We start from the raw sequence: 25,460 nt of genomic DNA on the forward strand, positions 1-25,460 counted from the left end.
ATTTTGTCTAGTAATTCGCTTGAAATAAAGAAGTAACATACGTAAATTCGTACGATTTCGTGAACAAATGTAGTAAACAATTTTCTCGTAGTGTTAACTTTTGTTATTATAAACATAACCTATTTAAATTTAGGATAGAGAAAAGAGGTTTATAAATGAAGCGTTATCAAAAAATAATTGGTCTTATGGTTGTATTTTGTCTCTTTGTACTTGCTGGATGTAGTGAATCAGGTTCAAAGCTTCGTAAACCATTAAATTGGGATTTAGAAACCTTCCAATTTACAAATCAAGATGGAAAGCAATTTGGTACAAAAGATTTAAAAGGGAAAGTTTGGGTTGCAGATTTTATGTTCACAAATTGTCAGACAGTTTGTCCACCAATGACTGCAAATATGGCCAAGCTTCAAAAGATGGCAAAAGAAGAGAAATTAGACGTTCAGTTTGTTTCATTTAGTGTAGATCCAGACCTTGATAAGCCAGAAAATCTGAAAGCTTTTATTCAAAAGTTTACAGAGGATACTAGTAACTGGAATTTATTAACGGGGTATTCGTTAGAAGATATTACAAAGTTTTCAAAAGATAATTTCCAATCACTTGTAGATAAGCCGGAGAACGGTCAGGTCATGCATGGTACATCATTTTATTTAATTGATCAAAACGGAAAAGTAATGAAAAAGTATAGTGGCATTAGTAATACGCCATACGAAGACATTATACGTGATATGAAGCGATTAGTGGGTTAAAAATAAGGGTGCATAGCACCCTTATTTTTTTGCATTAGTCTATCGATAAAATGTCATGTTGCTGGGGAAGTTTCGGCGCCCGAATTTCTAATACGCCATTTTGATAAGAAGCTTTTGCCGCTTTTTTATTAATTGAATACGGCAATTTAATCAATCTTGATGCTTCTGAAATGGAACGTTCTCGGCGATAATAGTTATGGGATGTTTGTTCTTCTTCCTCTTCAAGTATCTCTTCTTTTACAGAGACTTTTAAGTATTCACTTTGTATTTCAATTTGGATTTGTTCTTTTTGTATACCTGGTAGTTCAGCTGTAACAACGAGTTCTTCACCAACTTCATATAAATCTACAGGGAATGTTAATAAACGGTTTCCTTTTTGGAAAAAATGATTTAAATCAGCGATTACATTGCGAAGAGGTGTTTGCTCGAAGAAATCATCAATTTGCTTTAAGTAATTACGAACCGGTGGGCGAGAAGAATCTTTTTTTTCTTCACTCATGGTATTCCCTCCTAGAAATCAATTTGCAATATCATATGACAAAAGCGGAGAAAGGTGAGTGCCTAGTTTTCATGTTTTCATAAAAAATTGTTAAAAATGTGAAATGGAGTGATTTTTTTATAGTTTTTGGTCGCCATATTCAGTTGATTATGCTAGTATAAATAGGGTTGATATAGTAGTATAGAGACAGAATGAAAACTGAAAGAGGGTAAGAAGTATGTGTGGTTTTGTAGGATGTTTATGTGAAAACCCTAGAGAGTTTTCAGAAACAGAAAAACATCAATTTGAAAATATGAACACGATGATTTTCCACCGTGGTCCAGATGACGAAGGATATTTTCGTGATGAACATGTACAATTTGGCTTCCGCCGTTTAAGCATCATTGACTTAGAGGCAGGACATCAGCCGCTAACTTATGAAAATGATCGATATGTAATTATTTTTAATGGTGAAATTTACAACTATGTAGAATTACGTGAAATGTTACTTGAAAAAGGTGCAACGTTTGCAACGCAATCTGATACAGAAGTTATCATTGCATTGTATGCACATATGAAAGAAAAATGTGTAGACTACCTTCGTGGTATGTTTGCATTTATGATTTGGGATCGTGAAGAAAAGAAACTTTTCGGTGCACGTGACCACTTCGGTATTAAACCTTTATACATCGCACAACAAGGTGATACTACATTCTTCGCATCTGAGAAGAAAAGTATTATGCATGTGATGGAAGATAAAGGCGTTAATCCAACGTCACTACAACATTACTTTACGTACCAATATGGTCCAGAGCCAGAAACTTTAACAATTGATGTTAATAAAATCGAGCCTGGTCATTATTTCGTAAAAGAAATCGGTAAAGAGATGGAAATCCATCGCTACTGGAAACCTTATTTCAATGCTTCAAGTGCAACGAAAGAGGAGCATATCCAAGCAATTCGTGATGTGTTATATGATTCAGTAAAAGTGCATATGCGTAGTGATGTACCAGTAGGTTCATTCTTATCTGGTGGTATCGATTCATCTATCATCGCTTCTATCGCAAGAGAAATGAATCCAAATCTTTTAACATTCTCTGTTGGTTTTGAGCAACGTGGTTTCAGTGAAGTTGATGTTGCGAAAGAAACTGCTGAGAAATTAGGCGTTAAAAACCATAACGTATTCATTTCAGCGAAAGAATTTATGGATGAGTTCCCAAAAATCATTTGGCATATGGATGATCCTTTAGCTGATCCAGCAGCTGTACCATTGTACTTCGTTGCGAAAGAAGCACGTAAACATGTAACAGTTGTTCTTTCTGGTGAAGGCGCAGACGAGCTATTTGGTGGTTATAACATTTACCGTGAGCCAAACTCACTAAAAATGTTCTCTTACATTCCTAGCCCAGGTAAGAGCGTTCTAAAAGCATTAAGTGGTGCTCTTAAAGAAGGATTTAAAGGTAAGAGCTTCCTAGAGCGTGGATGTACACCAATTGAAGAGCGTTACTATGGAAATGCTAAAATCTTCCGTGAAGAAGAAAAAGCTGAATTAATGAAGTATTACAATGAAAGTGTTAACTATATGGATATCACGAAACCATTGTATAACGAGATTAAAGATTATGATGATGTAAGTAAAATGCAGTACATTGACATGTTCACATGGCTACGCGGTGACATTTTATTAAAAGCTGATAAAATGACAATGGCAAACTCATTAGAACTTCGTGTACCGTTCTTAGATAAAGAAGTATTCGATGTTGCATCTAAAATTCCAACTGAATTTAAGATTGCTAACGGAACTACGAAAGCTATTTTACGTGAAGCAGCACGCGGAATCGTTCCAGATCACGTATTAGATCGTAAAAAACTTGGATTCCCAGTACCAATTCGTCACTGGTTAAAAGACGAAATGCATGATTGGGCTATAAATATTATAAACGAAAGTAAGACAGAGCATTTAATCGACAAACAGTATGTATTAAACTTACTGGAAGCACATTGTGCAGATAAAGGCGATTATAGCCGTAAAATTTGGACTGTACTTGCGTTTATGGTATGGCACCAAATTTATGTTGAGCATAAATACGATACGAATAAGTTCCATGAAGAAACAAAACGTGCGTATAGCTTAGTTTAATTAGAAAAACCTTAAGATCGCATACGGTCTTAAGGTTTTTTTCATAAATAGGAAGTATTATTGATACAATAATAGTAAAAGGATGGACAACATATGATTACGTTTGAGAAAGTTACTGTAGAAAATGAAAGCGTTGTTAAAGAAATGTTTAAATCGCATAGTTTAGGTGAGAAAAAGGTACAGTACTGTGTGAAAGTTGATGATACATATATTGGTGTAATAGATTATAGTGTACAAGAGGAACGGGCTGTTTTATCACAGCTAATTATTCATTTTGATTACCAAGGTTACGGTTATGGTACAAATACGTATTTTACATTTGAAGAAATGATGAAACAAAGAAATGTGAAAGAAATCAAAGTGCTACAAGAGAAATTAACAGAAAAGGCGAAGTCTTTCATAGAGAGTTTTGGTTTTGCTTCAGAAGATGAAGAGTATGTAAAGAAAATATAACGATGATTATTTATGCGATACAATAAATATAAGGCAGGTGGATGTATGACGATGACTTCTGGTCTTGTATTAATTGGAGGGTGCTTTATAGTAGCAGAATTATGTCATATAATCATTCGGAAAAGAATGAGTAAGAAAAAAAAGCCGTATGAATTACAATACATCCCTGTCTTTTTCATTATGTTTTGTATGCTTAGTACATTACAAAATTTAATGAACTTTCCACCACTTGTAAATGTTTTTTTAAAGTTTGGTTTACTTTATAGTGGTGTTGGAATAGCACTTTTATTTATTTTATTTTGCATACGTTATGTTCACTATCAATCGTATATATTTATTTTAAATTGGTTAAAGCAAGATGATAGAAACCGCCTTACATAAGGCGGTTTTTTTATTTGCAATTGTAACAGAACCTGTACATTTCACATAAAATAGGACGAGTAGAAATGCAAACATATTACAAGAAAGGGGCGGGGCAATAAAATGAAACTTGTTATAGACGCAGGGCACGGTGGATATGATTCTGGTGCTGTTGGTAATGGTTTAGTAGAAAAAAACTTAACACTTCAAATTGCTAGACGCGTTCGAGACATTTTAACGGTAAATTACCCAATTACAATTAAAATGACACGTGATAGTGATGTGTTTATTTCTTTATCTGAACGTGCTAATATTGCTAATGCTTTCAGTGCGGATTATTTTATTTCATTTCATATTAATAGCGGCGGGGGTACAGGTTTTGAAAGTTATATTTATAATGCGTTATCCAATAGCAGCACTGCATATGCAAAGCAACAAAAAATGCATACAGCTGTCAATCCTGTATTAACAAAATATGGTCTTCGTGATCGAGGAGCAAAAAAAGAAAATTATGCGGTATTAAGAGAAACCACAATGGATGCAATTTTAACTGAGACTGCTTTTATTGATACAGCGTTTGATGCAAATTTATTAAAAAATCCACAATTTATTGAAGATCTAAGTCAATCGTATGCAAATGGAATAGCAGCTATTTTTGGAGTAGCTCCAAATCCACAACCCCCTAACCCACAACCGACACCTCAAACGAAGGGAATCGCTTATATTCTTGGGAAAAATGTAAATTTAAGAAATGGTCCATCAACTTCTTCCTCAGTTATTCGTCAATTAAATTCTCCAGAATCTTACGTTGTATATCAGGAAAGTAACGGATGGCTAGATTTGGGGAATGGGCAATGGGTGTATAATGATCCTTCGTACATTAATTTTGTAAAGACAAGCAATAGTGATGGAAGCCCGATTGGGGTTGCATATATACAAGGGATGAATGTAAATTTAAGAAGTGGTCCATCAACTACATCTGCAGTTATCCGCCAATTAAATTCTCCAGAATCTTATTTAGTATATATAAATGAAAATGGTTGGTTAAACCTTGGTGGAAATCAGTGGGTATATAATGACCCAGCGTATATTAAATATACTCAATATTAGGAATTAAAATGATAATGCAATATGGATGCGTATCCTTGTTATGTATAACAAGGATACGCATTTTAATAACAACATTTATTTTCATACTTATGCACTATGTTTTAAAAAGAAACCTTAGAAAAGCGGATAGAATCTAAATAGTATGTATTAAAAAAGTTTTCTTATATACATTGACAATGTATATAAGATACATTAATCTTTAAATGTTAATGATAATCGATTTCATCTAGGGAGGACATATGATACATACTAAAAAACTAATTATGTTCTGCATTATGATACTCATGGTTGTAATTGCAGGATGTAGTAAAGAAGAGAAAAAAGAAAATAATATATCAGCGAAAGCAAAAGATTCATATACGGTAAAGCATGCAATGGGTGAAACGACAGTAAATGGTACACCTAAAAAAGTTGTTGTTTTAACAAATGAAGGCGCAGAGGCTCTCCTAGCTGTGGGCGTAACGCCAGTGGGGACTACGAAACCACGTGCTGGTGATGAATGGTATCCTCATTTAGCGAAAGAGTTAAAAAACACGGAAGTTGTAGGAACTGAACGTGATATTAATTTAGAGGCTGTAATGAAGCTTAAGCCAGATTTAATTATCGGAAATAAAATGCGTCATGAAAAAATATATGATCAGCTAAAAGAAATCGCACCAACTGTTTATGCAGAAACATTACGCGGTGATTGGAAAGAAAACTTTACACTTTATACAAAAGCTGTAAATAAAGAAAAAGAAGGGCAAAAAGCTCTTGATGATTATAAAAAACGCATTGAAGGAATGAAAGAGAAGTTAGGCGATAAATTGAATTCTAAAGTTTCTATTATTCGTTTCGTGCCAGGTGATGTTCGTATTTATCAAAAAAACTCATTCTCGGGTGTTGTTTTAAATGATATTGGATTTAAACGACCACCATTACAAGATAAAGATGATTTTGCGATAAAAGGAATTACAAAAGAGCAGATTCCAAATATGGACGGAGACTACTTATTCTATTTCACGTCTGATAAAGATGCAGATAAGAATAATGAAGGAAATTCGTTAGCGAAGGAATGGACAGAAGATCCACTCTTTAAGCAACTACAGGCTTCTAAAAATAATAAAGTATTCCAAGTAGATGAAGTGATTTGGAATACAGCAGGTGGTATTGTAGCTGCAAATCTTATGTTAGATGATATTGAAAAATATTTTCTGAAGTAAATGAATAGTCGAGTGCATCCCTTTAAATAAGAGATGCACTTTTTTGTTTGTTAAAATACAGAAAATTCCTTCTTTTGAGTGTAGATAAGTTGTACAATTAAAACAATCATGTGATAAAGGAGTGGGGAAGAATGAAAGCTACTCATAAAGATTGGATTTTATTTAACGGAAGAATTGTAAATACGAAGGAAGAACAGCCGATGATTCCATTAGAGGAGAGAGGCTTTCAATTTGGTGATGGTATATACGAGGTATTCAGACTATATGACGGGAAGCCACATTTATTAGATTTACATTTAGAACGATTCTTTAACTCTATGGCAGAAATAAAACTAATTCCACCATTTACGAAGGAAGAATTAGTAGAAGAGTTATATCAAATGATTGAAAAAAATCAGTTTCAAGAAGATGGGAATGTATATTTACAAATATCAAGAGGTACACAACCGCGCAATCATGTATATGAATCAGATTTACAACCGACATATTTTGCAAATCTTGTTTCGTTCCCAAGACCAGTTGCTTCAATGGAGGCAGGGATTAAGGTGACAGTAGAAGAGGACATCAGGTGGAAGTTTTGCCATATAAAATCTTTAAATTTGCTTCCTAATATCATGATCAAAAACAAAATAAATGAACAAGGGTATCAAGAAGCAATATTAGTACGAGATGGTATTGTGACTGAAGGGTGTCATTCCAATTTCTTTATCGTGAAGAATAATAAGTTGATTACACATCCAGCGGATCATTTCATTTTACATGGTATTACACGTCACTACGTAATTACATTAGCGAAAGAGTTACATATCGATGTAGAGGAACGAGAGTTTTCATTACAAGAAGTATATGACGCTGAGGAGTGCTTTTTTACAGCGACGCCACTTGAAATATTCCCAGTCGTTCAAATTGGTGATGAACAGTTCGGGGCTGGTGAAAGAGGACCAATTACGAAAAAACTACAAGCTGCATACGAAGAGAGTATTCGTTTGTTTAAAGTGACAAATTAATCATGAAGAAAAAAGCTGGTATTCTTCCGGCTTTTTTTCATGATATAATTCAAGCATAGGACAAGTTTTGAAAACGCTGTAAAAAGGGGATTTAATATATGAATTATGAAGATTTTAAAGAAGTAATTCACGGAAGACGAAGTGTTAGAAAGTTTACAAATCAAGAAGTATCTACTAATGATATAAAAGAAATAATTGATTGTGCTCGTTACGCACCGAGTGATACGAATTCACAAACGTGGGAATTCTTAGTTATCATGAATCGAGAGAAGATTAAAGAAATTGAACAAATGACATGGGATGCATTACATAAACTTGCGGCAAAAGCAGCAGAAAATGGAGAAGAGAAAGCAGGGAAATTACTTACACGTTCTTTCGGACCATATGCAACAGCTTTCTCGGAGGCACCAGTATTAATTGTATGTTTGGCAACACCATATGAATCAAAGTTCCGTGAAAAGATATTTGATCCAATTGCTTTTGTTCCAGATTCCGTTTGGGAAGAAGAAGGCATTAAGAGTAGCTGTTTAGCGGCACAAAACTTAATGTTAGCTGCACATGCAAAGGGACTTGGTACTTGTCCAATGACAGGGCCAGTATTGCTAGCTCAAGATGAACTGCGCCAATATTTACAAATTGAGCCTGAAAAACAAATAAATATGGTTATTTCACTCGGATTTCCGAAAGATAAACCGAAGAAACTTCCAAGAAAAGAAGTAGATGAGATTACAACGTTTGTTTTTTAATTGCTGCATAGAAAAGACATTGAACTAACAATGTCTTTTTATTTTTGAGGGTATGTAATTCATATGTTGGGCTAAAATGATAGATAAGAGGGAATTACTATTTATTTCATAAAAAAAATTAATGTTCTATTAAGGAAAGTATGATACATTAATCGTGAGCAAGATTCTATTTGTTCATGAAAGTGTTGAAAGTAGTCTCAAAATTTAAAAGTTATTTTTGTATAATAAATTATAATGAAGTTACAGGGGGGATGAATTTTGAAAAAATTCATAATCACTGGATTGTCTGTATTGTTATTAGTTGGTTGCGGTGCTCCACAGGAAAAAGAGGACGCGCAATCAAAACAGGAAGAACAAGTTGTAAACGCAAGTGATGAGAATATGGTTGTATTTCCTGAAGGAGCAATGTCAATTGGAGAAGGGAAAGTAAAAGTTATTACTCCAGATGGTACTTCTGAAAACGGCAATATACCGACTGTATTCATCAAAAAGGATACGTTAATTCAGCAAGTTGAATTAGAACTTTCTAATTTTCAAAGTGATAAAGAAACATTCGTATTTGTAGATCAAATGTATACAGATAAACATCAAGTAACTAGTACAACGCAGACAACAGTGCAGTTAAAAGAAAAAACGCTGGAAACAGGTAGTCATACAATTACTGCAGTTCAGTATGAAAACAATGACCCGAAAGGAAAGGTTATTAGTTTTAATCAAGCAACATTTGAGACAAAACCTGCGTCTTAACAAGAATAAAAAGTACATTACTCAAAAAGTAGTGTGCTTTTTTGTTTGGACTAGAGTGTGCAAGAGTGAATAACTTATTTCATTTTCTAATACGATTAAATAGGAAGTAATCACTTGTTACTACTATGACAGAGAAAGAGGTTGAAGATGTGAATCGGTGTATTCGTATCGTCTTGATTAGTATGATGATGGCAGTATTTTGGTTTACGATACAAGAGATGATTCAAGCTACGCTCAATTATCAAATTCATGACTTATTAATAGGAGCTATTTATTTTACCATTGTTTATCTATTATATCCCGCACTAACGGGCAGTAAGACCTTACCTTAAAACTCGGTATAGGTGAGGAGATTAGGTGGGAGATCAACTGCCTGTAAATGCACGATTGATGAGGGCTGATAATCATTGGAGATGAACAAACTCTCCAATGATTAAAGTTTCACTTTATGATAAACTCGGATTAAGGTGAGTTTTGCAAGAAAAATGTAGGTATTTCATTTGAAATGTCGAATAGTACATACGATGTCGTAATAACAAATTTTCTATTGTTTACTGTGAAACAGGAGAAGGAGAGATAGTAATGAAACGAGCTCTTATAAATATTGATTATACATATGATTTTGTAGCTGAGAAAGGCGCTTTAACATGCGGGAAACCAGGACAGGAAATTGAGAAGGAAATTGTACATATAACGAAGCAATATATTGAAAATGGAGATTACGTTGTCTTTGCTATTGATAAACATGAAGAAAATGATGTATATCATCCAGAATCAAAGTTATTCCCGCCTCATAATATAGCTGGTACAAGTGGAAGAGATTTGTTTGGTGAATTACAAGATGTGTACGAAACATATAAAAATGCAGAGAATGTATATTACATGGATAAAACACGGTATAGTGCATTTGCAGGAACAGACTTAGAGATGAAGTTAAGAGAAAGAGGAATAGCAGAAGTTCATCTTGTAGGTGTTTGTACTGATATTTGTGTTCTTCATACAGCAGTAGATGCTTATAATAAAGGGTTTAAAATTGTTGTTTATGAAAAGGCGGTTGCATCTTTTAATGCACAAGGGCATGAATATGCACTTGGACATTTTAAGTCATGCCTACATGCAGAAGTGAAGTGAAAAAAGAGGCCTTTAAAAAAGGTCTCTTTTATTTGTCCTTGTTCATTGAAAACAGCTACCGCAACGCCTAATAAATTGAGTGGTCTTGATCCGACAACTTCTCTAATTTCTTCGATATACCCCATTGTAGGTAACCTCATTAAGGAAAAATAAGAGCATATAAACTATTCGTTATTATATAAATATATTCCTCTTTATAAATGTAAGAGGTGTCAAATATCTCATGTGTTTTATTTGGTAAAATATACATCAAAAAAGGTCAAACAAAAACTTTGACCTTTTTTGACCAAATGTTATAATAAAGGCAGAAAGAGATAATCTTTCATTCATAAATAATAAGGAGGAAAAAATATGCGTAATTTATTTCCAGAAATAACAAAACGTCAAAATGGTATTTTTGATTTTGGGCCTTCTTTATTAGAAGGGATGACAGATGCTTTCTTTAAGCCACTGAACATGGATACTTTTAAAGTAGATGTTCATGAGCAATCTGATAAATATACTGTGAAAGCAGATTTACCAGGTTTTCAAAAAGAAAACATTCAAGTTGATTTTGAACAAGATGTATTAACGATTCAAGCAACTAACCATAATGAAGTAGAAGAAAAAAATGAGAATGGCACATATATTCGTAAAGAACGTTCTATAGGTTCTGTAACTCGACGCTTTAGTTTTAAACAAGTTGAGGAAGAAAATGTTAGAGCAAATTATAAAGATGGCGTACTGACAATTGAATTACCAAAATTGAAAGAAGAAAAGAGCAGTAAGACAACAATTAATATCGAATAAAAGAGCTGATAAATTCAGCTCTTTTTTTACGTAGTTAATGAATAAATGAGTTGAAATCGTAATGACATGAATAAAGTTTTAACGTTTAAAAAATTTCACGATTTGCTCCCTTTAGATTATTAAAAAGGGTATATTTAAAGGGAAAGGAAAAAGAACAGCTAGACATACTGTTTAAAGTGAATTAGTAATAGAGTCAAAATACATAGTAAGGGTAGTGGCATTTTAGATTAGGATAATAGATTTTTCTGGAACAAACTTAGGCGATTATGAATTTTTTAATTAGTAAGGAAGTGGTTAGATGAGTTTATTAACGTATACGGAAGAATTTTTTAATTATGTAAGAGAGTTTTTACTTTTAAGATTTTTACTATTTGCTTTCGTTCTAATCATTATTTCATTTGTAATAAACCGCATTATTGATTGGTTTTTTAGGAAATCGAGCTTTTTTGATGAAGAGGTAGAGCAGACGATTCAAAGTGTAATTCGATCTATTTTTAGATATATCATTATCATCAGTCTTATCATATATTTAATTAGCCAATTTGTAGATATAAAAAGTATTATTGCAGGTGCAGGGATAGCTGGAGTTGTTATCGGTTTTGCTGCACAACAGATGCTAAAAGATGTTATATTAGGCTTTGCAAGATTAGCGGACAAAGAGTTTCGAGTTGGTGATTTTGTAACTTTTAACGGAACAAATTCAGGAACTATTGAAGAGATTAGTATTCGTTTTATGCAAATTCGTGAATGGTCAGGAAAACTACTTACCATCCCGCACGGAGAGATTAGAACGATACAAAATTTTAATAAAGGATGGATGCGTGTAATTGAACGCATCACGGTAAGTTATCAGGAAGATCCAACAAGAGTGAAGGAATTGTTAGAAGAAGTATGTGTTATATGCAATGAAAAATTGAATCAAACTCTTTATAGAGTAGAGGATGAGGCTGTTGAACCATTTAAATACGTCGGTGTTACAGACTTAAATCCTAACTTGAAATATGTTGGCTATGAATTTTGTATTACAGGTTTAATAAAGCCAGAAGATTATTTTGAAACTTCTAGACAAGTAAGATTTGAATTAATGTCTATGTTCCATAAGAATCAAGTGCAAATGCCAGCAGCGAATATGGTTGTTACTACTGAAGGTTTACAGCATATCCATGGTGGACAATCTTTATCGGACAGCTAAAGTAGAATCGTTTGTTAACAAAAATTCTGCTTCCAACATTGGATAGAATAACAATAATAAAATGATTGATATAAAGAAAGGGCTGAAGGAATTCGGTTCTTTTTTTATTTATAGAATTTAGAAATTTCTTAATGTTATAATTGTAGTTGGTGATGAGAATGAACTTTGAAGAAAAAGAGATGCGTCGTTTAGAAGCATTAAAAGAAATTGCTGAATTATTAAATGAAGCAACAAACTTACAGGATATGTTAGAAAAAGTGTTGCATACATTGTTACAAGTAATGAATTTACAAACAGGGTGGATATTCTTTATTGATGAAAGTGGAAAGCACAGCATGCTTGTAGACGAAAATTTACCAGAGGCTCTTACGTGGCAAAAGAAGAAGCCGATGTGTGAAGGAAACTGTTGGTGTGTAGAACGTTTTGTAAATGGGAGATTGGAAAAAGCGACTAATATTATTGAATGTAAGCGAATAGAAGATGCAATTGAATGTAATTGGGGAGAGACAGAAGATGTTACACATCATGCGACAATTCCGCTTAGGTCTGGATCAGAAAAATTTGGTCTACTAAATGTGGCTGCACCTCATAAGACTCATTTTTCTGAGGAAGAGTTAGCATTATTAGAATCAATTGCATTTCAAATTGGAACGACAATACAACGTATTCAATTAGTTGAGAAAGAACGTAAATATGTAGTGGTAGCGGAAAGAAATCGACTTGCACGTGATTTACATGATTCAGTAAAACAATTGTTATTTTCTATTATGCTAACAGCGAAAGGTACTCTGAATATGACGCAAGATAGAGAATTGCAAGAGATGTTAAGTTATATTGGGGAATTATCACAAGAAGCATTACAAGAAATGACGCTATTAATTTGGCAATTAAGACCTGAAGGATTGGAGAAAGGATTAGCAGAAGCAATTCAAAATTACGGGAAGTTATTAGGAGTTCAAGTGGAAGTTCGAATTGATGGGATGGTTTCAATGGGGGATGAAATAGAAGAAGTTTTATGGCGTATTAGCCAAGAGGCGCTACATAATTGTAAAAAGCATGCTTCGTGTGAAAAGGTACATATTCTTTTGAAAATAGAAAATAACCAGTTACATTTTTACATAGAAGACAATGGAATAGGATTTATACAAGAACAAGTAAGGGAATCAGCACTTGGCCTGAAAAGTATGAAGGAACGTATTCAGTTAATGAAGGGATCGTTTCAAATTATAACAGAGCTGAAAAAGGGTACAAAAATAGAAATTCAATTGCCGATTTGAAGGGGAGAATAAGGTTGAAGATTAAACTGCTACTAGTTGAGGATCATCATATCGTTCGAAGAGGACTTGTATTCTTTTTGAAAACGAGAGAAGAATTTGAAATTATTGGGGAAGCGGAAAATGGCGAAGAGGCATTACATTTCGTGCAAAAAGAAAGACCAGATGTCGTACTAATGGATGTATCGATGCCGAAAATGGATGGAATTGAGGCAACAAAACGTCTAAAGCAATATGATGAGACAATAAAGGTACTTATATTAAGTAGTTTTTCAGAGCAAGATTATGTTATACCAGCACTTGAAGCTGGAGCAGATGGTTATCAATTAAAAGAAGTACAACCTGAGCAACTTGTCGCTTCTATTATTGCAGTACATCAAGGAAATGCGAATTTTCACCCGAAAGTAACACCTGCATTAATGGGGCGTTCTGCAGTAAAGAAGGAAGTAGAAAATCCTTTTTCAATGTTAACGAAAAGAGAGCAAGAGGTACTTCGCGAAATTGCGAAAGGAAGAAGCAACAAGGAGATTGCAGCAGAACTTCATATTACAGAACAAACTGTGAAAACACACGTTTCAAACGTTTTAGCTAAATTGGAAGTGGATGATCGTACGCAAGCCGCATTATACGCAGTGAAACATGGAGAGAATTATTCATAAGCATGAATAATTCTGTTATATCGTATGACAGAATACATAGGAGCAACTAAAAATTATAGTAATCCCTAATATAGGTTTTTCTTCTTTCGATAATTAGGTACAATAAAGTGAAACTCTAATCAGTGGAGGACCATCCCCACTGATGATTAGTTTAACTAATCGGTTTTTACAGGATAAAGCTACGATGGAAGGGGAGGATATGTTATGCCTGGTACAAGAAGTGGGATTGGAAAGATTCAGGCTTCGTTAAATGGTTTATCACCGAAATTGCGAAGTATTGCCGAACATATTTTGAAACATCCACAAGATGTTGTACATAAATCTATTACAGAATTAGCTGAAGTTACGAATAGTTCCGAAGCTACGATATTCCGCTTATGTAAAAACCTTGGTTTGCAAGGTTTTCAAGATTTAAAGATTACATTAGCTCGTGAAATTGTACATACACCGATGCAAAATATCCATGAAGAGGTATCAGCAGAAGATAGTATGGTAACTGTTGCTAAAAAAGTTTTTCATTCGCATATTACAGGACTGCAAGATACTTTACATTTGCTTAATGAAACGGCACTTGAGCAGGCTGTACGAGCCTTACAAGAAGCAAGTCGAATTGAGTTTTATGGAAATGGTGGCTCTGGTATTATTGCAATGGATGCGTATCATAAGTTTATGAGAACGGGTATTTCTTGTATCGCTCATACTGATTCGCATTTTCAAATTATGGGGGCAGGTTTACTCTCGGAAAATTCAGTTGTTATTGGTATTTCTCATTCTGGTAGCAATAAAGGATTACTTGAAGCGTTAGAAGTAGCGAAAGCAAGAGGAGCCAAAATTATTGCGATTACGAGCTATAAGAAATCAGCATTAAGTCAACTTGCTGATATAACGTTATATACATCAACACGTGAGACTGAATTCCGCACAGAAGCAAGTTCATCACGATTAGCACAGTTAAGCTTATTAGATACTTTGTATGTAGGGTTGTCGTTGCAGCGACAAGAGGAAACTCTAAAAAATTTACAAAGTATACGTGAAACGATTTCGATGAAGCGAATATAAAAAAAGCTCTTCAAATGAAGAGCTTTCAGACTGTAGACAAACTATTTTTGGAGAGTTCAAATGCTAAAAATAGTTTGTTTCTTATTTTAGGGATAATTTATCCAATGGAATTTATATGTAGTGCTTTCTATACTATAATTTACTATAAGTGAGGAAGGTGTCTTATGAAAATATCTGTTTATGTTGCAAGTGCATTTAGCAAGGATCATAAAGGCGGAAATAAAGCAGGAGTGGTATTTATTGAGAATACATTGACCACTACTCAAAAAATGGAAATAGCCAAACAACTGGGCTATGCGGAAACCGCATTTATATCAGAATCTGAAATTGCTGATTATAAATTTGAGTATTTTACACCAAAAGAAGAAGTTGATTTATGTGGTCATGCCACAATTGGCTCTTTCGCGATACTGATGCATTTAAATAAACTTTTCAGGAATCGCTATACGATTGAAACGAACAGCGGTGTTCTTACTATTACTATAAAAGATGACATCATATTCATGGAACAAAATAAACCGATATTCTATGATGTTGTATCTCCAAACGAGTTCATCGACTGTTTTGATAGTAAAGATATAGAAAATAAATACCCAATTCAAATTGTCTCCACGGGCTTAAAAGATATTTTAATTCCTATAAAAAGCGAAACACAATTACATGCACTGCAACCTAATTTTGAAAAAATTAAAGAAATCAGCAAGTATTATAATGTTGTCGGGATGCATCTATATACTTTTAATGACAATCGAATTATATGCAGAAATTTTGCTCCGCTATACGACATCAATGAAGAAGCAGCGACTGGAACTTCGAACGGTGCATTAGCTTGCTACCTTTATGAACAGGACTACTTGAAAAAAGAAGTCTATGTATTTGAACAAGGTTATTCTTTACACTCGCCTTCTGAAATATTAGTTAAATTAGCAACCAATAGCAAAAATAAAATAGAAAAAGTTTATGTTGGTGGCAAAGGATATTACTGTGAAACTAAGTGTTTACATGTAGAAAATATTGAGTGAAGAGCTTTTTTATCGGTGAGAAGTTTGTTAATTTATTTTGTTTTAGAAATATGTGACTTACTTATAGTCAATGATAAACTCTCATTTTTAAAAATTTAAAATAAAGACCGATTTGTGTAATGATTCAAATATTGTTCATAATTTCACAAGTTGTTTATGAAGTGTCATGTTATGATGAAGATGTAATGATGATTGAACACTTAAATTTGGTACAATAACTAGCCAAAGTAGTGAAGAAAGTAGTTGTGAGATAAACTCATTAAAATGCTAAAACACTAAAGGGGAGATCACATATGAAAGCAGTAGTGGTTAATAAAAACAGCAAAGCAAACATCGAAGTGATTGACAAAGAATTACGTCCGTTACACTCAGGTGAAGCGTTAGTAGATGTAGAGTATTGTGGAGTTTGCCACACTGATTTACACGTTGCGAATCATGATTTTGGTAACACTGATGGCCGTATTCTTGGTCATGAGGGTGTAGGTATTGTTACGAAAATAGCTGATGATGTTACTTCACTAAAGATAGGTGACCGTGTAAGTATTGCATGGATGTTCCAATCTTGTGGACGTTGTGAATATTGCGTAACTGGTAGAGAAACATTTTGCCGTGAAGTTAAAAACGCTGGTTATTCAGTGGATGGTGGTATGGCTGAACAATGTATCGTTACAGCTGATTATGCGGTAAAAGTACCAGAGGGATTAGATCCTGCTCAAGCATCATCAATTACTTGTGCTGGTGTAACTACATATAAAGCTATTAAAGTATCAGATATTAAACCTAGTCAACCTATTGTAATCTATGGCTGCGGTGGATTAGGTAACTTAGCTATCCAATATGCTAAAAATGTATTTGGTGCAAAGGTAATCGCAGTAGATATTAATGACGACAAATTAGCCTTAGCGAAAGAAGTTGGTGCTGATATGACTATCAATCCAATTTCTCAAGGTCCTGCTGATAAAATTGTGCAAGAGGAGTTTGGTGGCGCTTATGCTGCGGTAGTAACAGCAGTCTCTAAAGTAGCCTTTAACTCAGCAGTTGATGCAGTACGTGCTTGCGGTAAAGTAGTTGCAGTAGGGCTACCAGTAGAAACAATGGACTTAAACATCCCACGACTTGTACTGGATGGAATTGAAGTAGTTGGTTCTCTAGTTGGTACTCGTAAAGATTTGGAAGAGGCGTTTATGTTCGGGGCAGAAGGAAAAGTAGTGCCGGTTGTTCAAACTTGTTCTCTAGATAAAGTACAAAATGTATTCGAAGAAATGGAACAAGGTAGAATTCAAGGGCGTATGGTAATTGATTTTAAAAAACATAATTGTGATTGCAAATAATTCACTTTAAATATAAAAAGCATGAGTCTAGCAAAGGACATGTAAAAAAGTTAGACAGTATAAGAAGATGATCCCTGTATTTAATAGGATCATCTTCTTTATTTTCTACTAATATCGATGCCAATTAATACTTGATTAATGAGAAATGATTAAAGGTTTACTTTATTTGCAAACGAAAAGGAATCTTTATGTTTAACAAATTTTTTATGATCTGGAACGTTTTGAATTGCTACAATTTGCGAATCTCTTGCTTTCAGTGCATCTTGAATCCCGATGGTCATAAGCTTAATAAATAGAATCGTAATAAAGAATGAAGCGAGAGTATAAAAAATAATCCACCATGAAAGATTCATTTCATTACGATTTAATCCAATAAGACCTGCCCAATCATTAGATAGAGAAACAGGTTTGAGCACTCCGTCATAGAGTTCACGCATTTGTATGCCGCCAATTACAATGTTAAGCAACGCTAAATGGATAACGAGTATGAGTGTTTGGACGATATGTTCCATAAATAATACAAATAAGCGGTCAAGTAATAAGACTCGTAAGTGTTTTTTTATAATATGAAAACGACTAGCCCCCAGTAATTGTGAACTTAAGATGTAATCTTGTTTCATAAATTCATCAACTTCTGAGGATATGTATAAAGAAAGTGTAGGCAGAGCGACGAAAATAAGTACGAGTACTTGATAAAACGTAAATGAAATATTTGGATCTACCCCATCAGCATTTGATGTAATTATAATATTAACGGGCGTGATGAGTATGAATGCGATAAATAGAGTTGGAATATAATAAAAAACTTCTGAGCATGACTGGAAAAATCTCTTGAGTTTTGGAGCAAATAAACTTAAGAGGATTCCTATACATGTTCCGCATAAAATTCGAAAGAAGCTAATTGCCACGGCTAATAAAATAGTGAATTTTGCTCCTTCTACAATTTGTAAGAAAACAGACTCTCCAAAACGATCAGATCCAAAAGGTGGAATTAACGATGGCGGAAAGGGGGCCTTTCCAAGTAATTCGTTATTGTCATTGTAAAGTAACTGAGGAGGTTTTGGGATGTTATCTTTAAAGAACCAACTATAAATAAAACTAGCTGAAATAAGTATGAATAGATAAGTAAAGCCGATTAAAAAGCGTTTTGATTTCCAAATAGATTTCATAATGATACTCCTTTCAATTGCTTTTTCCATCTATTCATCATGAATGAGACTATTTGGAAAATGGCGTAAAATGGTAAAACAATCATAACAAGTATGATAAATGCAGCTGGAGGTGAAACAAACGCCTTATTAAATAAAAATTGAATAATGCCTTCCATATTAAAAACAAATTCTAAAATGAATAAATTAGAAAGTAAGAAAACAAAAATCGTTTTTAAATGGTGGAAGAAGTGGATAGATATATTTTTGAATAAATGAATGCATAGTATATAACTTGATGAAAGGCCTTTTCCATATGCAACCTCTACGTAATGTTTTCCTTGCTCTTCTTTTATGTATAACACCATCATCCGAAACATTTGTAATGTAGGTAAGACAGCTAATGATAAAATAGGGAGTAAATAAGCTCGATTTTCATTAAAAGAAATAATAGTGACAGGAGATTCTCCAAATTTCTGAAGTACCCATATGAAAAATATTTGCAAACAAATCATCATCATCATATCAGGGACAGCTTCTAATATGAACACAATTCGGTTTATCCATTTTTTTATATAATCTTTTGCTAAAAAATAAAAAAATGCCATGCTAGATGATAAAAAGAGAGCAAGAAAAAAGGCTAAAAATAATATAGTAAATGAATATAGGTAAGGTTCTAAAACAGTTGGAAATAATGGTGTTTTTTTGAAATGGCCAAACTTCGGGTCTGATCCTATAATCACTAATGATTCAGGGGAAAAAACCTGTTTTAACATAGTAACGGTCTGATTAAAAAAATAAATTGGTTGAAAGGTAAATCCTTGTTGAGTGATAAATAAATAAGGTGAATTTAATAATAGTAAGAGTGATAAAAGAATTGATGAAAGCTTAATTGTGAATTGAGATATTTTATTTAACATTAAATCCCTCCGACATCTTTTTACAACATTATACAATAAATTCCGTGTCATTGTTTTTTATTTTTCTGAAAAATAAAAATACTTTTCGGTTTTATAGTATGCAAGATATATTTACAAGGTAAAAAAGTGATAGTAGGGGGCCACGCTCTATGTTTATCAAGATAAAAGACTAGTGAACCTAAAACAATAAATAAGAGCAAAATGCACAGAATTCCCATTCTGCGGTTAGTTACTTTTCTTGGCTTGATGGTGATGTTACGTGACCGCTAAAAATGAATATTGCTTTTCAACTCTTTCTTCAAGCAAATAAGTAGAACGTATGGAGGACTATGTATGTGTTGTTAATGAGAGGAAAGAGTGTATTGCGTAACGAATATAACGTAATTTTACCCCATGGAAAAGCTAAATGTAGTATATAAGTGAAATGGAATGAGGGGATTTATTTTTTGATATGAAAAAAATTTTCTTTTTATAACTTGATAAATGAAAAAATATTTTATATACTAATTCATGTAAACGGTTTACTAAATCATATTTTGCTAGAAATGAAGGGAAGATTCGCATGGAAACAAGGGGGAGAGTAATCGGGATTGATATCGGTACCACAAGTACAAAAACGGTTGTGTTCACAGAAAAAGGAAAAGTCATTGCATCACATGCAATCGATTACCCAATTATTCAACCGAATGTAGGATGGGCTGAGCAAGATCCTGATGTAATATGTGCCGCTGTATACAAAAGTGTAAGCGCTGCCATTGAAAAAGGTAATGTATTACCAGAAGATATTTCTTCAATCGGTATTAGTACAGCTATGCACGCATTAATTGCAGTAGATGAAAATGGTGCGCCATTAACGCGTTCTATCATTTGGGCAGATAATCGAAGTACGAAGCAATCAGAAAAATTATTACAACAAATGAATGGGCATGAAATTTATAGACGTACAGGTACACCGATTCATCCGATGTCACCACTTTCTAAATTGTTATGGATGAAAGAAGAGGAACCAGAGTTATATACAAGTGCCTATAAATTCATTTCCATTAAAGAGTATGTGATTTACCAATTATTTTCACGCTACGTAGTTGATTATTCGATTGCTTCTGCTACGGGGTTATTTAATTTAGAAACATTAAACTGGGATAAAGATGTTTTAACTATGTTACATATGTCACCAGAAAAATTATCAACCCCTGTACCAACTACATATATTTTATCAGGTATGAAGCCAGAATTAGCACAGAAGATGGGGATAAGTGCAGAAACACCAATTGTCATCGGAGCAAGTGATGGGGTTCTTGCAAATGTAGGAGTTGGTGCGATATCACCGGGTGCGGCTGCAATTACGATTGGAACGAGTGGTGCGGTTCGAACAATCTCATCAAATATAAATACAGATGAGAAAGGGAGAACGTTTTGTTACGCATTAACAGATGAGCACTGGGTAATCGGTGGTCCAACGAATAACGGCGGAATATTACTGAGATGGTTACGTGATGAATTTGGTAGTCCAGAGCAAGAAGTAGCAAGAAAGCTCGGCATTGATCCTTATGATTTATTAATTAAATATGCAGAAAGCGTACCAGCTGGAGCGGATGGGCTATTGTTCTTACCTTTCTTATCTGGAGAACGCGCACCTTACTGGAATGCAAATGCTCGTGGTACATTCTTTGGAATCAATCTTCAACATAAGCGAGAACATTTTATACGTGCAGTGATGGAAGGTGTTTGTATGAGTGTATATTCAGTAGCACTCGCAATCAGGGATTGTACAGGGCCACTTACTGAAATACGAGTTTCAGGAGGGTTTGCAAAATCTGCATTTTGGAGACAAATGTTGTCCGATATGATGGGAAAAGAATTGCTTGTACCTGAAAGTCATGAAGCATCTGCGCTTGGGGCAGCGGCAGTTGCTTTGTATGCTGTAGGAAAAATTGATTCTCTTGAAGAGGTAAAGGATTGGATTGATATTGTCCATCATCATGTACCGAATAAAGAAAATACGGCTATATATTTAGAAATGTTTTATATGTATGAACGACTTTACAATCGCTTGAAGGAAGAATTTGATTGTATAGCTGCTTTCCAACGTAAAAAATAGGGGGATTGGGAGAAATGGTAGTTGGGATCGTACTAGCGGCAGTTGTCATACTACTTTTACTTATTACGGTAGTAAAATGGCATCCATTTGTCGCATTAATTTTAACAGCAATTGGTGTAGGATTAGCAATGGGAATGCCTTTAATTGGAACTTCACCAAAAGATCCAGGAATTATTGATTCTATTAAACTAGGACTTGGTAATACGTTAGGATTTTTAGCAATAGTTTTAGCACTAGGAACGATGCTTGGAAAAATGATGGCCGAATCTGGTGGTGCTGAACGTATCGCTAACACATTAATTAATCGTTTTGGGAAGAAACGAGTTCACTGGGCGATGATGTTCGTTGCATTTTTAGTAGGGATTCCGGTATTTTTCCAAGTTGGATTTGTACTATTAATTCCGTTAGTATTTACAATTGCATTAGAAACAGGGGTATCACTTATTACAATCGGTATCCCGCTAGTAGCAGGACTATCCGTTGTGCACGGACTAGTGCCGCCGCATCCAGCGGCAATGGCGGCAGTTGGTATTTTTAAAGCAGATGTAGGGAAGACAATTTTATATGCATTAATTGTCGGACTTCCAACTGCAATTATTTCAGGTCCACTTTACGGGAAATGGATTGGTGCTCGTATACATAAGGAAGTACCATTAGATATAGCGGAGCAATTTATTGAAAAAGATAATAAAAAAGAGCTTCCAAGCTTTGGGAATACATTGTTTACAATTTTACTTCCAGTATTTCTTATGCTTGGTGCATCAATAGCAGAAGTTGCATTAAATAAAACGAGTCAACTAGCACAAGTATTACACTTTATTGGAGATCCGATTGTCGCTTTATTAATTGCAACCATTTACTCTTTCTTTAGTCTTGGATATGCAAAAGGTTTCTCAAAAGATAAAGTGTTACAATTTACAAATGATTGCCTTGGACCTATTGCAAACATATTGTTAGTTATTGGTGCAGGCGGCGCATTTAATAAAGTACTATTAGATTCTGGAATTGGAACGACAATTGCAGATATGGCGAAAGAATCACATATTTCACCGATATTATTAGGGTGGGGAATTGCGGCACTTATTCGAATTGCAACTGGATCGGCAACTGTTTCTATGATGACAGCAGCTGGTATTGTTGCGCCGATTGCAGCAAGCACACCAGGTGTAAATGTTGAATTATTAGCACTTGCAACTGGTGCAGGGTCATTAATTTTATCACACGTGAATGATTCAGGATTTTGGATGATTAAAGAGTATTTCGGAATGACTGTGAAAGAAACATTATTAACATGGACTGCAATGGAGACTATATTATCTGTAGTAGCACTTGGGCTAATTTCGATATTAAATATATTTGTATAGAATAGGAGATTGATTAATATGAAACTAGGTTTAATTGGATTAGGAAAAATGGGATTCCCATTAGCTGAACACTTATATGAAGACAAGCATGAAGTAGTTGTATACGATGTAAATAAAGAGCTTGTTGAAAAGGCAGGAAAACTAGGAATTACTGCACGTCATACATTAAAAGAAATGATCGCTGAACTAGAAGCTCCTCGTACAATTTGGGTAATGGTGCCTGCAGGAGAAGTTGTAGAGTCAGTACTAAAAGATGTTTATCCGTTATTAGATGAAGGTGATATCGTTATTGAAGGCGGAAATTCATTCTATAAAGATACGTTACGCCGTGCTGAAGAAGCAAAAAGCTTCGGATTACATTATATAGATATCGGTACATCAGGCGGTGTAGAAGGAGCTAGATACGGTGCTTGCTTAATGGTTGGTGGAGAAAAAGAAATTTACGACCAATTAGAACCTTTATTTAAAGATTTAGCAGTAGAAAATGGCTATTCTTATGCTGGCCGTGTTGGTAGTGGTCATTTCTTAAAAATGGTTCATAACGGTATTGAGTACGGCATGATGCAAGCAATCGCTGAAGGATTTGAAGTACTAGATAAGAGTGACTTTGATTTCAATTATGAAGATGTTGCAAAAGTATGGGCGAATGGATCAGTTATCCGTGGTTGGTTAATGGACTTAACTGAAAAAGCATTTGCAGAAGATCCGAAACTAGATGGCATTAAAGGTGTAATGAACTCTTCAGGAGAAGGAAAATGGACTGTTGAAACTGCACTTGAACTTCAAGCTGCAGCACCAGTTATCGCTATGTCATTATTTATGCGCTATCGTTCTCAGGAAGATGATACATTCCATGGAAAAGTAGTTTCAGCACTACGTAATCAGTTCGGTGGACATGAAGTTGTGAAAAAATAAGGATGTTTTTGAAAAGAAACTTGTGCATAAGCGCAAGTTTCTTTTTTATAGTTTAAGAAATTACTAATTTAAAAATACCAATCAATCATCGTTTTTTTGTCACAAATGACAATAACCTCCTCTTAGACTTTGAAATGTACGGATTCCCGCATTATGTTTTTTTGTATTGATTGTATCAAATATAAAGCGCTGCATGAAATATATCTCAACATAAAAGTAAGAATAAATAAAATGAAGTTTTCATAAATAGTAAAAGGGTGCTTATGTCATCAGTATAGCTAAGAAATGTTGTTACATATGAGAAGAGCGTGTTAATAAAATATGAGGTGGTTAAATGGGAAATGAGCAAGTGAAGTCTGTAAAGGAAGAAAAAAAGTTATGTCTTTGTATGATCGTCAAAAATGAGTCTAGAATTATGGAAAGATGTTTAAATGCAACAAAATCAATTGTAGACTTTGTTTCTATTTGTGATACTGGATCGACGGATAATACGCCTGAAATTATTGAAAATTGGTGTAAGGAAAATGAGATACCTGGGACGGTTCATCATGAGCCGTTTAAAAACTTTGGTTATAACAGAAGCTTAGCTGTTTCGTTAGCGCAAAAAACATACCCAGAAGCAGATTATTTATTAATATTAGATGCGGATATGATTTTAGAGGTCGATCCGAATTTCGATAAAACGAGCTTAACGGAAGATCATTATCTTACATTACAATATGATGTTCATATTAAATATTGGCTTACGCGTCTTTTGAAAGCTTCTTTACCATGGAAATCTGTCGGTGTTACTCATGAGTATTGGGATATAGATCGTTCAAAAGTTGGAGCGAATTACAATACGAGGGTAGCTCGGTTAGAGACTCTTGTCGTGAATGATCCCGGAGATGGCGGGAGCAAAGCTGATAAATTTGAAAGAGATGAGAGGTTGTTGTTACAAGGAATAAACGACCCAGAAACAACGCCAGATTTGCATATAAGATATTTATTTTATTTAGCTCAGACTTATTTTCATTTAAGTCAATTTGAGAATTCAATTAAATGGTATAAAAAACGAGTGGAAGCAGGAGGATGGGTTGAAGAGGTATTCTATTCGTTATTGCGAATAGGATTTTGTTATGAGCAGTTAGCAAATCGTTCAGCAAATAAACAAAATGAAGTGACAGATGCTGATGAAAAAGAAACTGTTAAAGGGCAAGAAGAGCAATATTTAGCATTAGCTGTTTTTTATTTTCAAAAAGCTTGGGAATATAGACCAACCCGGGCTGAACCATTATACCAACTTGCAAGGTTGTATCGATTACGATCTCAAAACAATATTGCTTTGATGTATGCTCTGCAAGGGAAGGAAATTCCTTTTCCAAAGGATGATCTACTATTTGTAGATTATCATGTGTATGATTACTTATTTGACTATGAAATTTCTATTAGTGCTTTCTATATACCTCATAAAAAACATTTAGGGGCGGTGTCGCAAAAGTATTTGGAATCGATAAAAGAAAAGATTCCATTTCATATAGCAAATATAGTAGAGAATAATGCGAAATTTTATTAAATACATTTTCGGTT

Annotated in this window: 25 protein-coding genes and 2 pseudogenes; 22 read left to right on the top strand and 5 right to left on the bottom strand. The window is 34.1% G+C overall.

From position 1 onward, the window contains the following. Positions 1-155: 155 nt before the first annotated feature. Complete coding sequence (locus tag ACS2CR_RS04935; protein ID WP_000833335.1) at positions 156-743, top strand: SCO family protein; 588 nt, start codon at positions 156-158, stop codon at positions 741-743. A gap of 34 nt (positions 744-777) precedes the next feature. Here ACS2CR_RS04935 and ACS2CR_RS04940 read toward each other — a convergent pair whose 3' ends face one another. Beyond that, positions 778-1,242, bottom strand: coding sequence for an Hsp20/alpha crystallin family protein (locus ACS2CR_RS04940; protein WP_001288085.1), 465 nt, complete (start codon positions 1,240-1,242; stop codon positions 778-780). Between the two features lie 217 nt (positions 1,243-1,459). On the opposite strand from ACS2CR_RS04940, the gene asnB reads away from it, so the two are divergent. From asnB to ACS2CR_RS04990, 10 genes are all read left to right on the top strand, one after another. Next, positions 1,460-3,361, top strand: a complete 1,902-nt coding sequence (gene asnB / locus ACS2CR_RS04945; RefSeq protein WP_000333816.1) for an asparagine synthase (glutamine-hydrolyzing) — start codon at positions 1,460-1,462, stop codon at positions 3,359-3,361. A gap of 93 nt (positions 3,362-3,454) precedes the next feature. Beyond that, positions 3,455-3,814 carry a GNAT family N-acetyltransferase gene (locus ACS2CR_RS04950; protein WP_000627522.1) on the top strand — a complete coding sequence of 120 codons (360 nt, stop codon included), beginning with the start codon at positions 3,455-3,457 and terminating at the stop codon, positions 3,812-3,814. Positions 3,815-3,865: 51 nt separating this feature from the next. Continuing rightward, entirely contained in the window at positions 3,866-4,195 is a 330-nt protein-coding gene (locus tag ACS2CR_RS04955) for a hypothetical protein (RefSeq protein WP_000200459.1), read from the top strand. A 102-nt stretch (positions 4,196-4,297) separates the two neighbouring features. After that, positions 4,298-5,284: an N-acetylmuramoyl-L-alanine amidase gene (locus ACS2CR_RS04960; protein ID WP_021727621.1), complete on the top strand. Its 987-nt coding sequence runs from the start codon at positions 4,298-4,300 to the stop codon at positions 5,282-5,284. A 239-nt stretch (positions 5,285-5,523) separates the two neighbouring features. Then, positions 5,524-6,486 (top strand): ABC transporter substrate-binding protein, encoded by a 963-nt coding sequence (locus tag ACS2CR_RS04965; RefSeq protein WP_000581991.1) that lies wholly within the window; start codon positions 5,524-5,526, stop codon positions 6,484-6,486. Between the two features lie 131 nt (positions 6,487-6,617). After that, the gene (gene dat / locus ACS2CR_RS04970; protein WP_000648368.1) at positions 6,618-7,493 is read left to right on the top strand and encodes a D-amino-acid transaminase; all 876 of its coding nucleotides are present in this window, start codon (positions 6,618-6,620) and stop codon (positions 7,491-7,493) included. A gap of 98 nt (positions 7,494-7,591) precedes the next feature. Beyond that, positions 7,592-8,239 carry a nitroreductase family protein gene (locus ACS2CR_RS04975; protein ID WP_001105310.1) on the top strand — a complete coding sequence of 216 codons (648 nt, stop codon included), beginning with the start codon at positions 7,592-7,594 and terminating at the stop codon, positions 8,237-8,239. 258 nt (positions 8,240-8,497) lie between these two features. After that, positions 8,498-8,986 carry a hypothetical protein gene (locus ACS2CR_RS04980; RefSeq protein ID WP_000713496.1) on the top strand — a complete coding sequence of 163 codons (489 nt, stop codon included), beginning with the start codon at positions 8,498-8,500 and terminating at the stop codon, positions 8,984-8,986. A 125-nt stretch (positions 8,987-9,111) separates the two neighbouring features. Then, the gene (locus tag ACS2CR_RS04985) at positions 9,112-9,318 is read left to right on the top strand and encodes a hypothetical protein (RefSeq protein WP_000136533.1); all 207 of its coding nucleotides are present in this window, start codon (positions 9,112-9,114) and stop codon (positions 9,316-9,318) included. A gap of 250 nt (positions 9,319-9,568) precedes the next feature. Beyond that, positions 9,569-10,117 carry a cysteine hydrolase family protein gene (locus ACS2CR_RS04990; protein WP_000816762.1) on the top strand — a complete coding sequence of 183 codons (549 nt, stop codon included), beginning with the start codon at positions 9,569-9,571 and terminating at the stop codon, positions 10,115-10,117. Positions 10,118-10,146: 29 nt separating this feature from the next. On the opposite strand, the pseudogene ACS2CR_RS04995 reads toward ACS2CR_RS04990, so the two are convergent. Continuing rightward, positions 10,147-10,242 (bottom strand): annotated as a pseudogene (locus tag ACS2CR_RS04995) (DNA mismatch repair protein MutT); the annotation flags it as partial. A gap of 226 nt (positions 10,243-10,468) precedes the next feature. Between ACS2CR_RS04995 and ACS2CR_RS05000 the strand changes: the two are divergent. The 7 genes from ACS2CR_RS05000 to adhP all read left to right on the top strand — a co-directional run bounded on the left by ACS2CR_RS05000 (position 10,469) and on the right by adhP (position 17,443). Continuing rightward, the gene (locus ACS2CR_RS05000; protein ID WP_001245053.1) at positions 10,469-10,906 is read left to right on the top strand and encodes an Hsp20/alpha crystallin family protein; all 438 of its coding nucleotides are present in this window, start codon (positions 10,469-10,471) and stop codon (positions 10,904-10,906) included. 298 nt (positions 10,907-11,204) lie between these two features. Beyond that, complete coding sequence (locus ACS2CR_RS05005; protein ID WP_016109900.1) at positions 11,205-12,098, top strand: mechanosensitive ion channel family protein; 894 nt, start codon at positions 11,205-11,207, stop codon at positions 12,096-12,098. A gap of 179 nt (positions 12,099-12,277) precedes the next feature. Further along, a complete protein-coding gene (casK, locus tag ACS2CR_RS05010; protein WP_170924154.1) occupies positions 12,278-13,375 on the top strand; it encodes a two-component system sensor histidine kinase CasK in 1,098 nt (365 codons plus the stop codon). A gap of 14 nt (positions 13,376-13,389) precedes the next feature. Beyond that, positions 13,390-14,031 (top strand): two-component system response regulator CasR, encoded by a 642-nt coding sequence (gene casR / locus ACS2CR_RS05015; protein ID WP_000694629.1) that lies wholly within the window; start codon positions 13,390-13,392, stop codon positions 14,029-14,031. Between the two features lie 204 nt (positions 14,032-14,235). Beyond that, positions 14,236-15,090, top strand: coding sequence for a MurR/RpiR family transcriptional regulator (locus tag ACS2CR_RS05020; protein WP_001119646.1), 855 nt, complete (start codon positions 14,236-14,238; stop codon positions 15,088-15,090). A 164-nt stretch (positions 15,091-15,254) separates the two neighbouring features. Beyond that, positions 15,255-16,112 (top strand): PhzF family phenazine biosynthesis protein, encoded by an 858-nt coding sequence (locus ACS2CR_RS05025; protein WP_000704316.1) that lies wholly within the window; start codon positions 15,255-15,257, stop codon positions 16,110-16,112. 293 nt (positions 16,113-16,405) lie between these two features. Continuing rightward, a complete protein-coding gene (gene adhP / locus ACS2CR_RS05030) occupies positions 16,406-17,443 on the top strand; it encodes an alcohol dehydrogenase AdhP (protein WP_000649109.1) in 1,038 nt (345 codons plus the stop codon). A 149-nt stretch (positions 17,444-17,592) separates the two neighbouring features. Here adhP and ACS2CR_RS05035 read toward each other — a convergent pair whose 3' ends face one another. Beyond that, positions 17,593-18,612: an ABC transporter permease gene (locus ACS2CR_RS05035; protein WP_000836567.1), complete on the bottom strand. Its 1,020-nt coding sequence runs from the start codon at positions 18,610-18,612 to the stop codon at positions 17,593-17,595. Then, positions 18,609-19,511 carry an ABC transporter permease subunit gene (locus ACS2CR_RS05040; protein WP_053512295.1) on the bottom strand — a complete coding sequence of 301 codons (903 nt, stop codon included), beginning with the start codon at positions 19,509-19,511 and terminating at the stop codon, positions 18,609-18,611. Before ACS2CR_RS05040 ends, ACS2CR_RS05035 begins: the two co-directional genes overlap by 4 nt. A 562-nt stretch (positions 19,512-20,073) precedes the next feature. On the opposite strand from ACS2CR_RS05040, the gene gntK reads away from it, so the two are divergent. Genes gntK through gnd form a run of 3 tightly spaced genes read left to right on the top strand, consistent with a single transcriptional unit; the run spans position 20,074 to position 23,891 of the window. Continuing rightward, positions 20,074-21,612 (top strand): gluconokinase, encoded by a 1,539-nt coding sequence (gene gntK / locus ACS2CR_RS05045; RefSeq protein ID WP_153602416.1) that lies wholly within the window; start codon positions 20,074-20,076, stop codon positions 21,610-21,612. A gap of 14 nt (positions 21,613-21,626) precedes the next feature. Then, entirely contained in the window at positions 21,627-22,976 is a 1,350-nt protein-coding gene (locus ACS2CR_RS05050) for a GntP family permease (RefSeq protein ID WP_000260202.1), read from the top strand. 18 nt (positions 22,977-22,994) lie between these two features. Further along, positions 22,995-23,891 (top strand): phosphogluconate dehydrogenase (NAD(+)-dependent, decarboxylating), encoded by an 897-nt coding sequence (gnd, locus tag ACS2CR_RS05055; RefSeq protein ID WP_016109906.1) that lies wholly within the window; start codon positions 22,995-22,997, stop codon positions 23,889-23,891. A gap of 111 nt (positions 23,892-24,002) precedes the next feature. Here gnd and ACS2CR_RS05060 read toward each other — a convergent pair. Further along, positions 24,003-24,086: pseudogene (locus ACS2CR_RS05060) on the bottom strand (DUF2711 domain-containing protein); the annotation flags it as partial. A gap of 139 nt (positions 24,087-24,225) precedes the next feature. On the opposite strand from ACS2CR_RS05060, the gene ACS2CR_RS05065 reads away from it, so the two are divergent. Further along, positions 24,226-25,446, top strand: a complete 1,221-nt coding sequence (locus ACS2CR_RS05065) for a glycosyltransferase (RefSeq protein ID WP_000526219.1) — start codon at positions 24,226-24,228, stop codon at positions 25,444-25,446. The last annotated feature ends 14 nt before the right edge of the window (positions 25,447-25,460 follow it).

The organism is Bacillus cereus group sp. BceL291 (genome assembly GCF_051776705.1).
GTDB lineage: Bacteria > Bacillota > Bacilli > Bacillales > Bacillaceae_G > Bacillus_A > Bacillus_A cereus.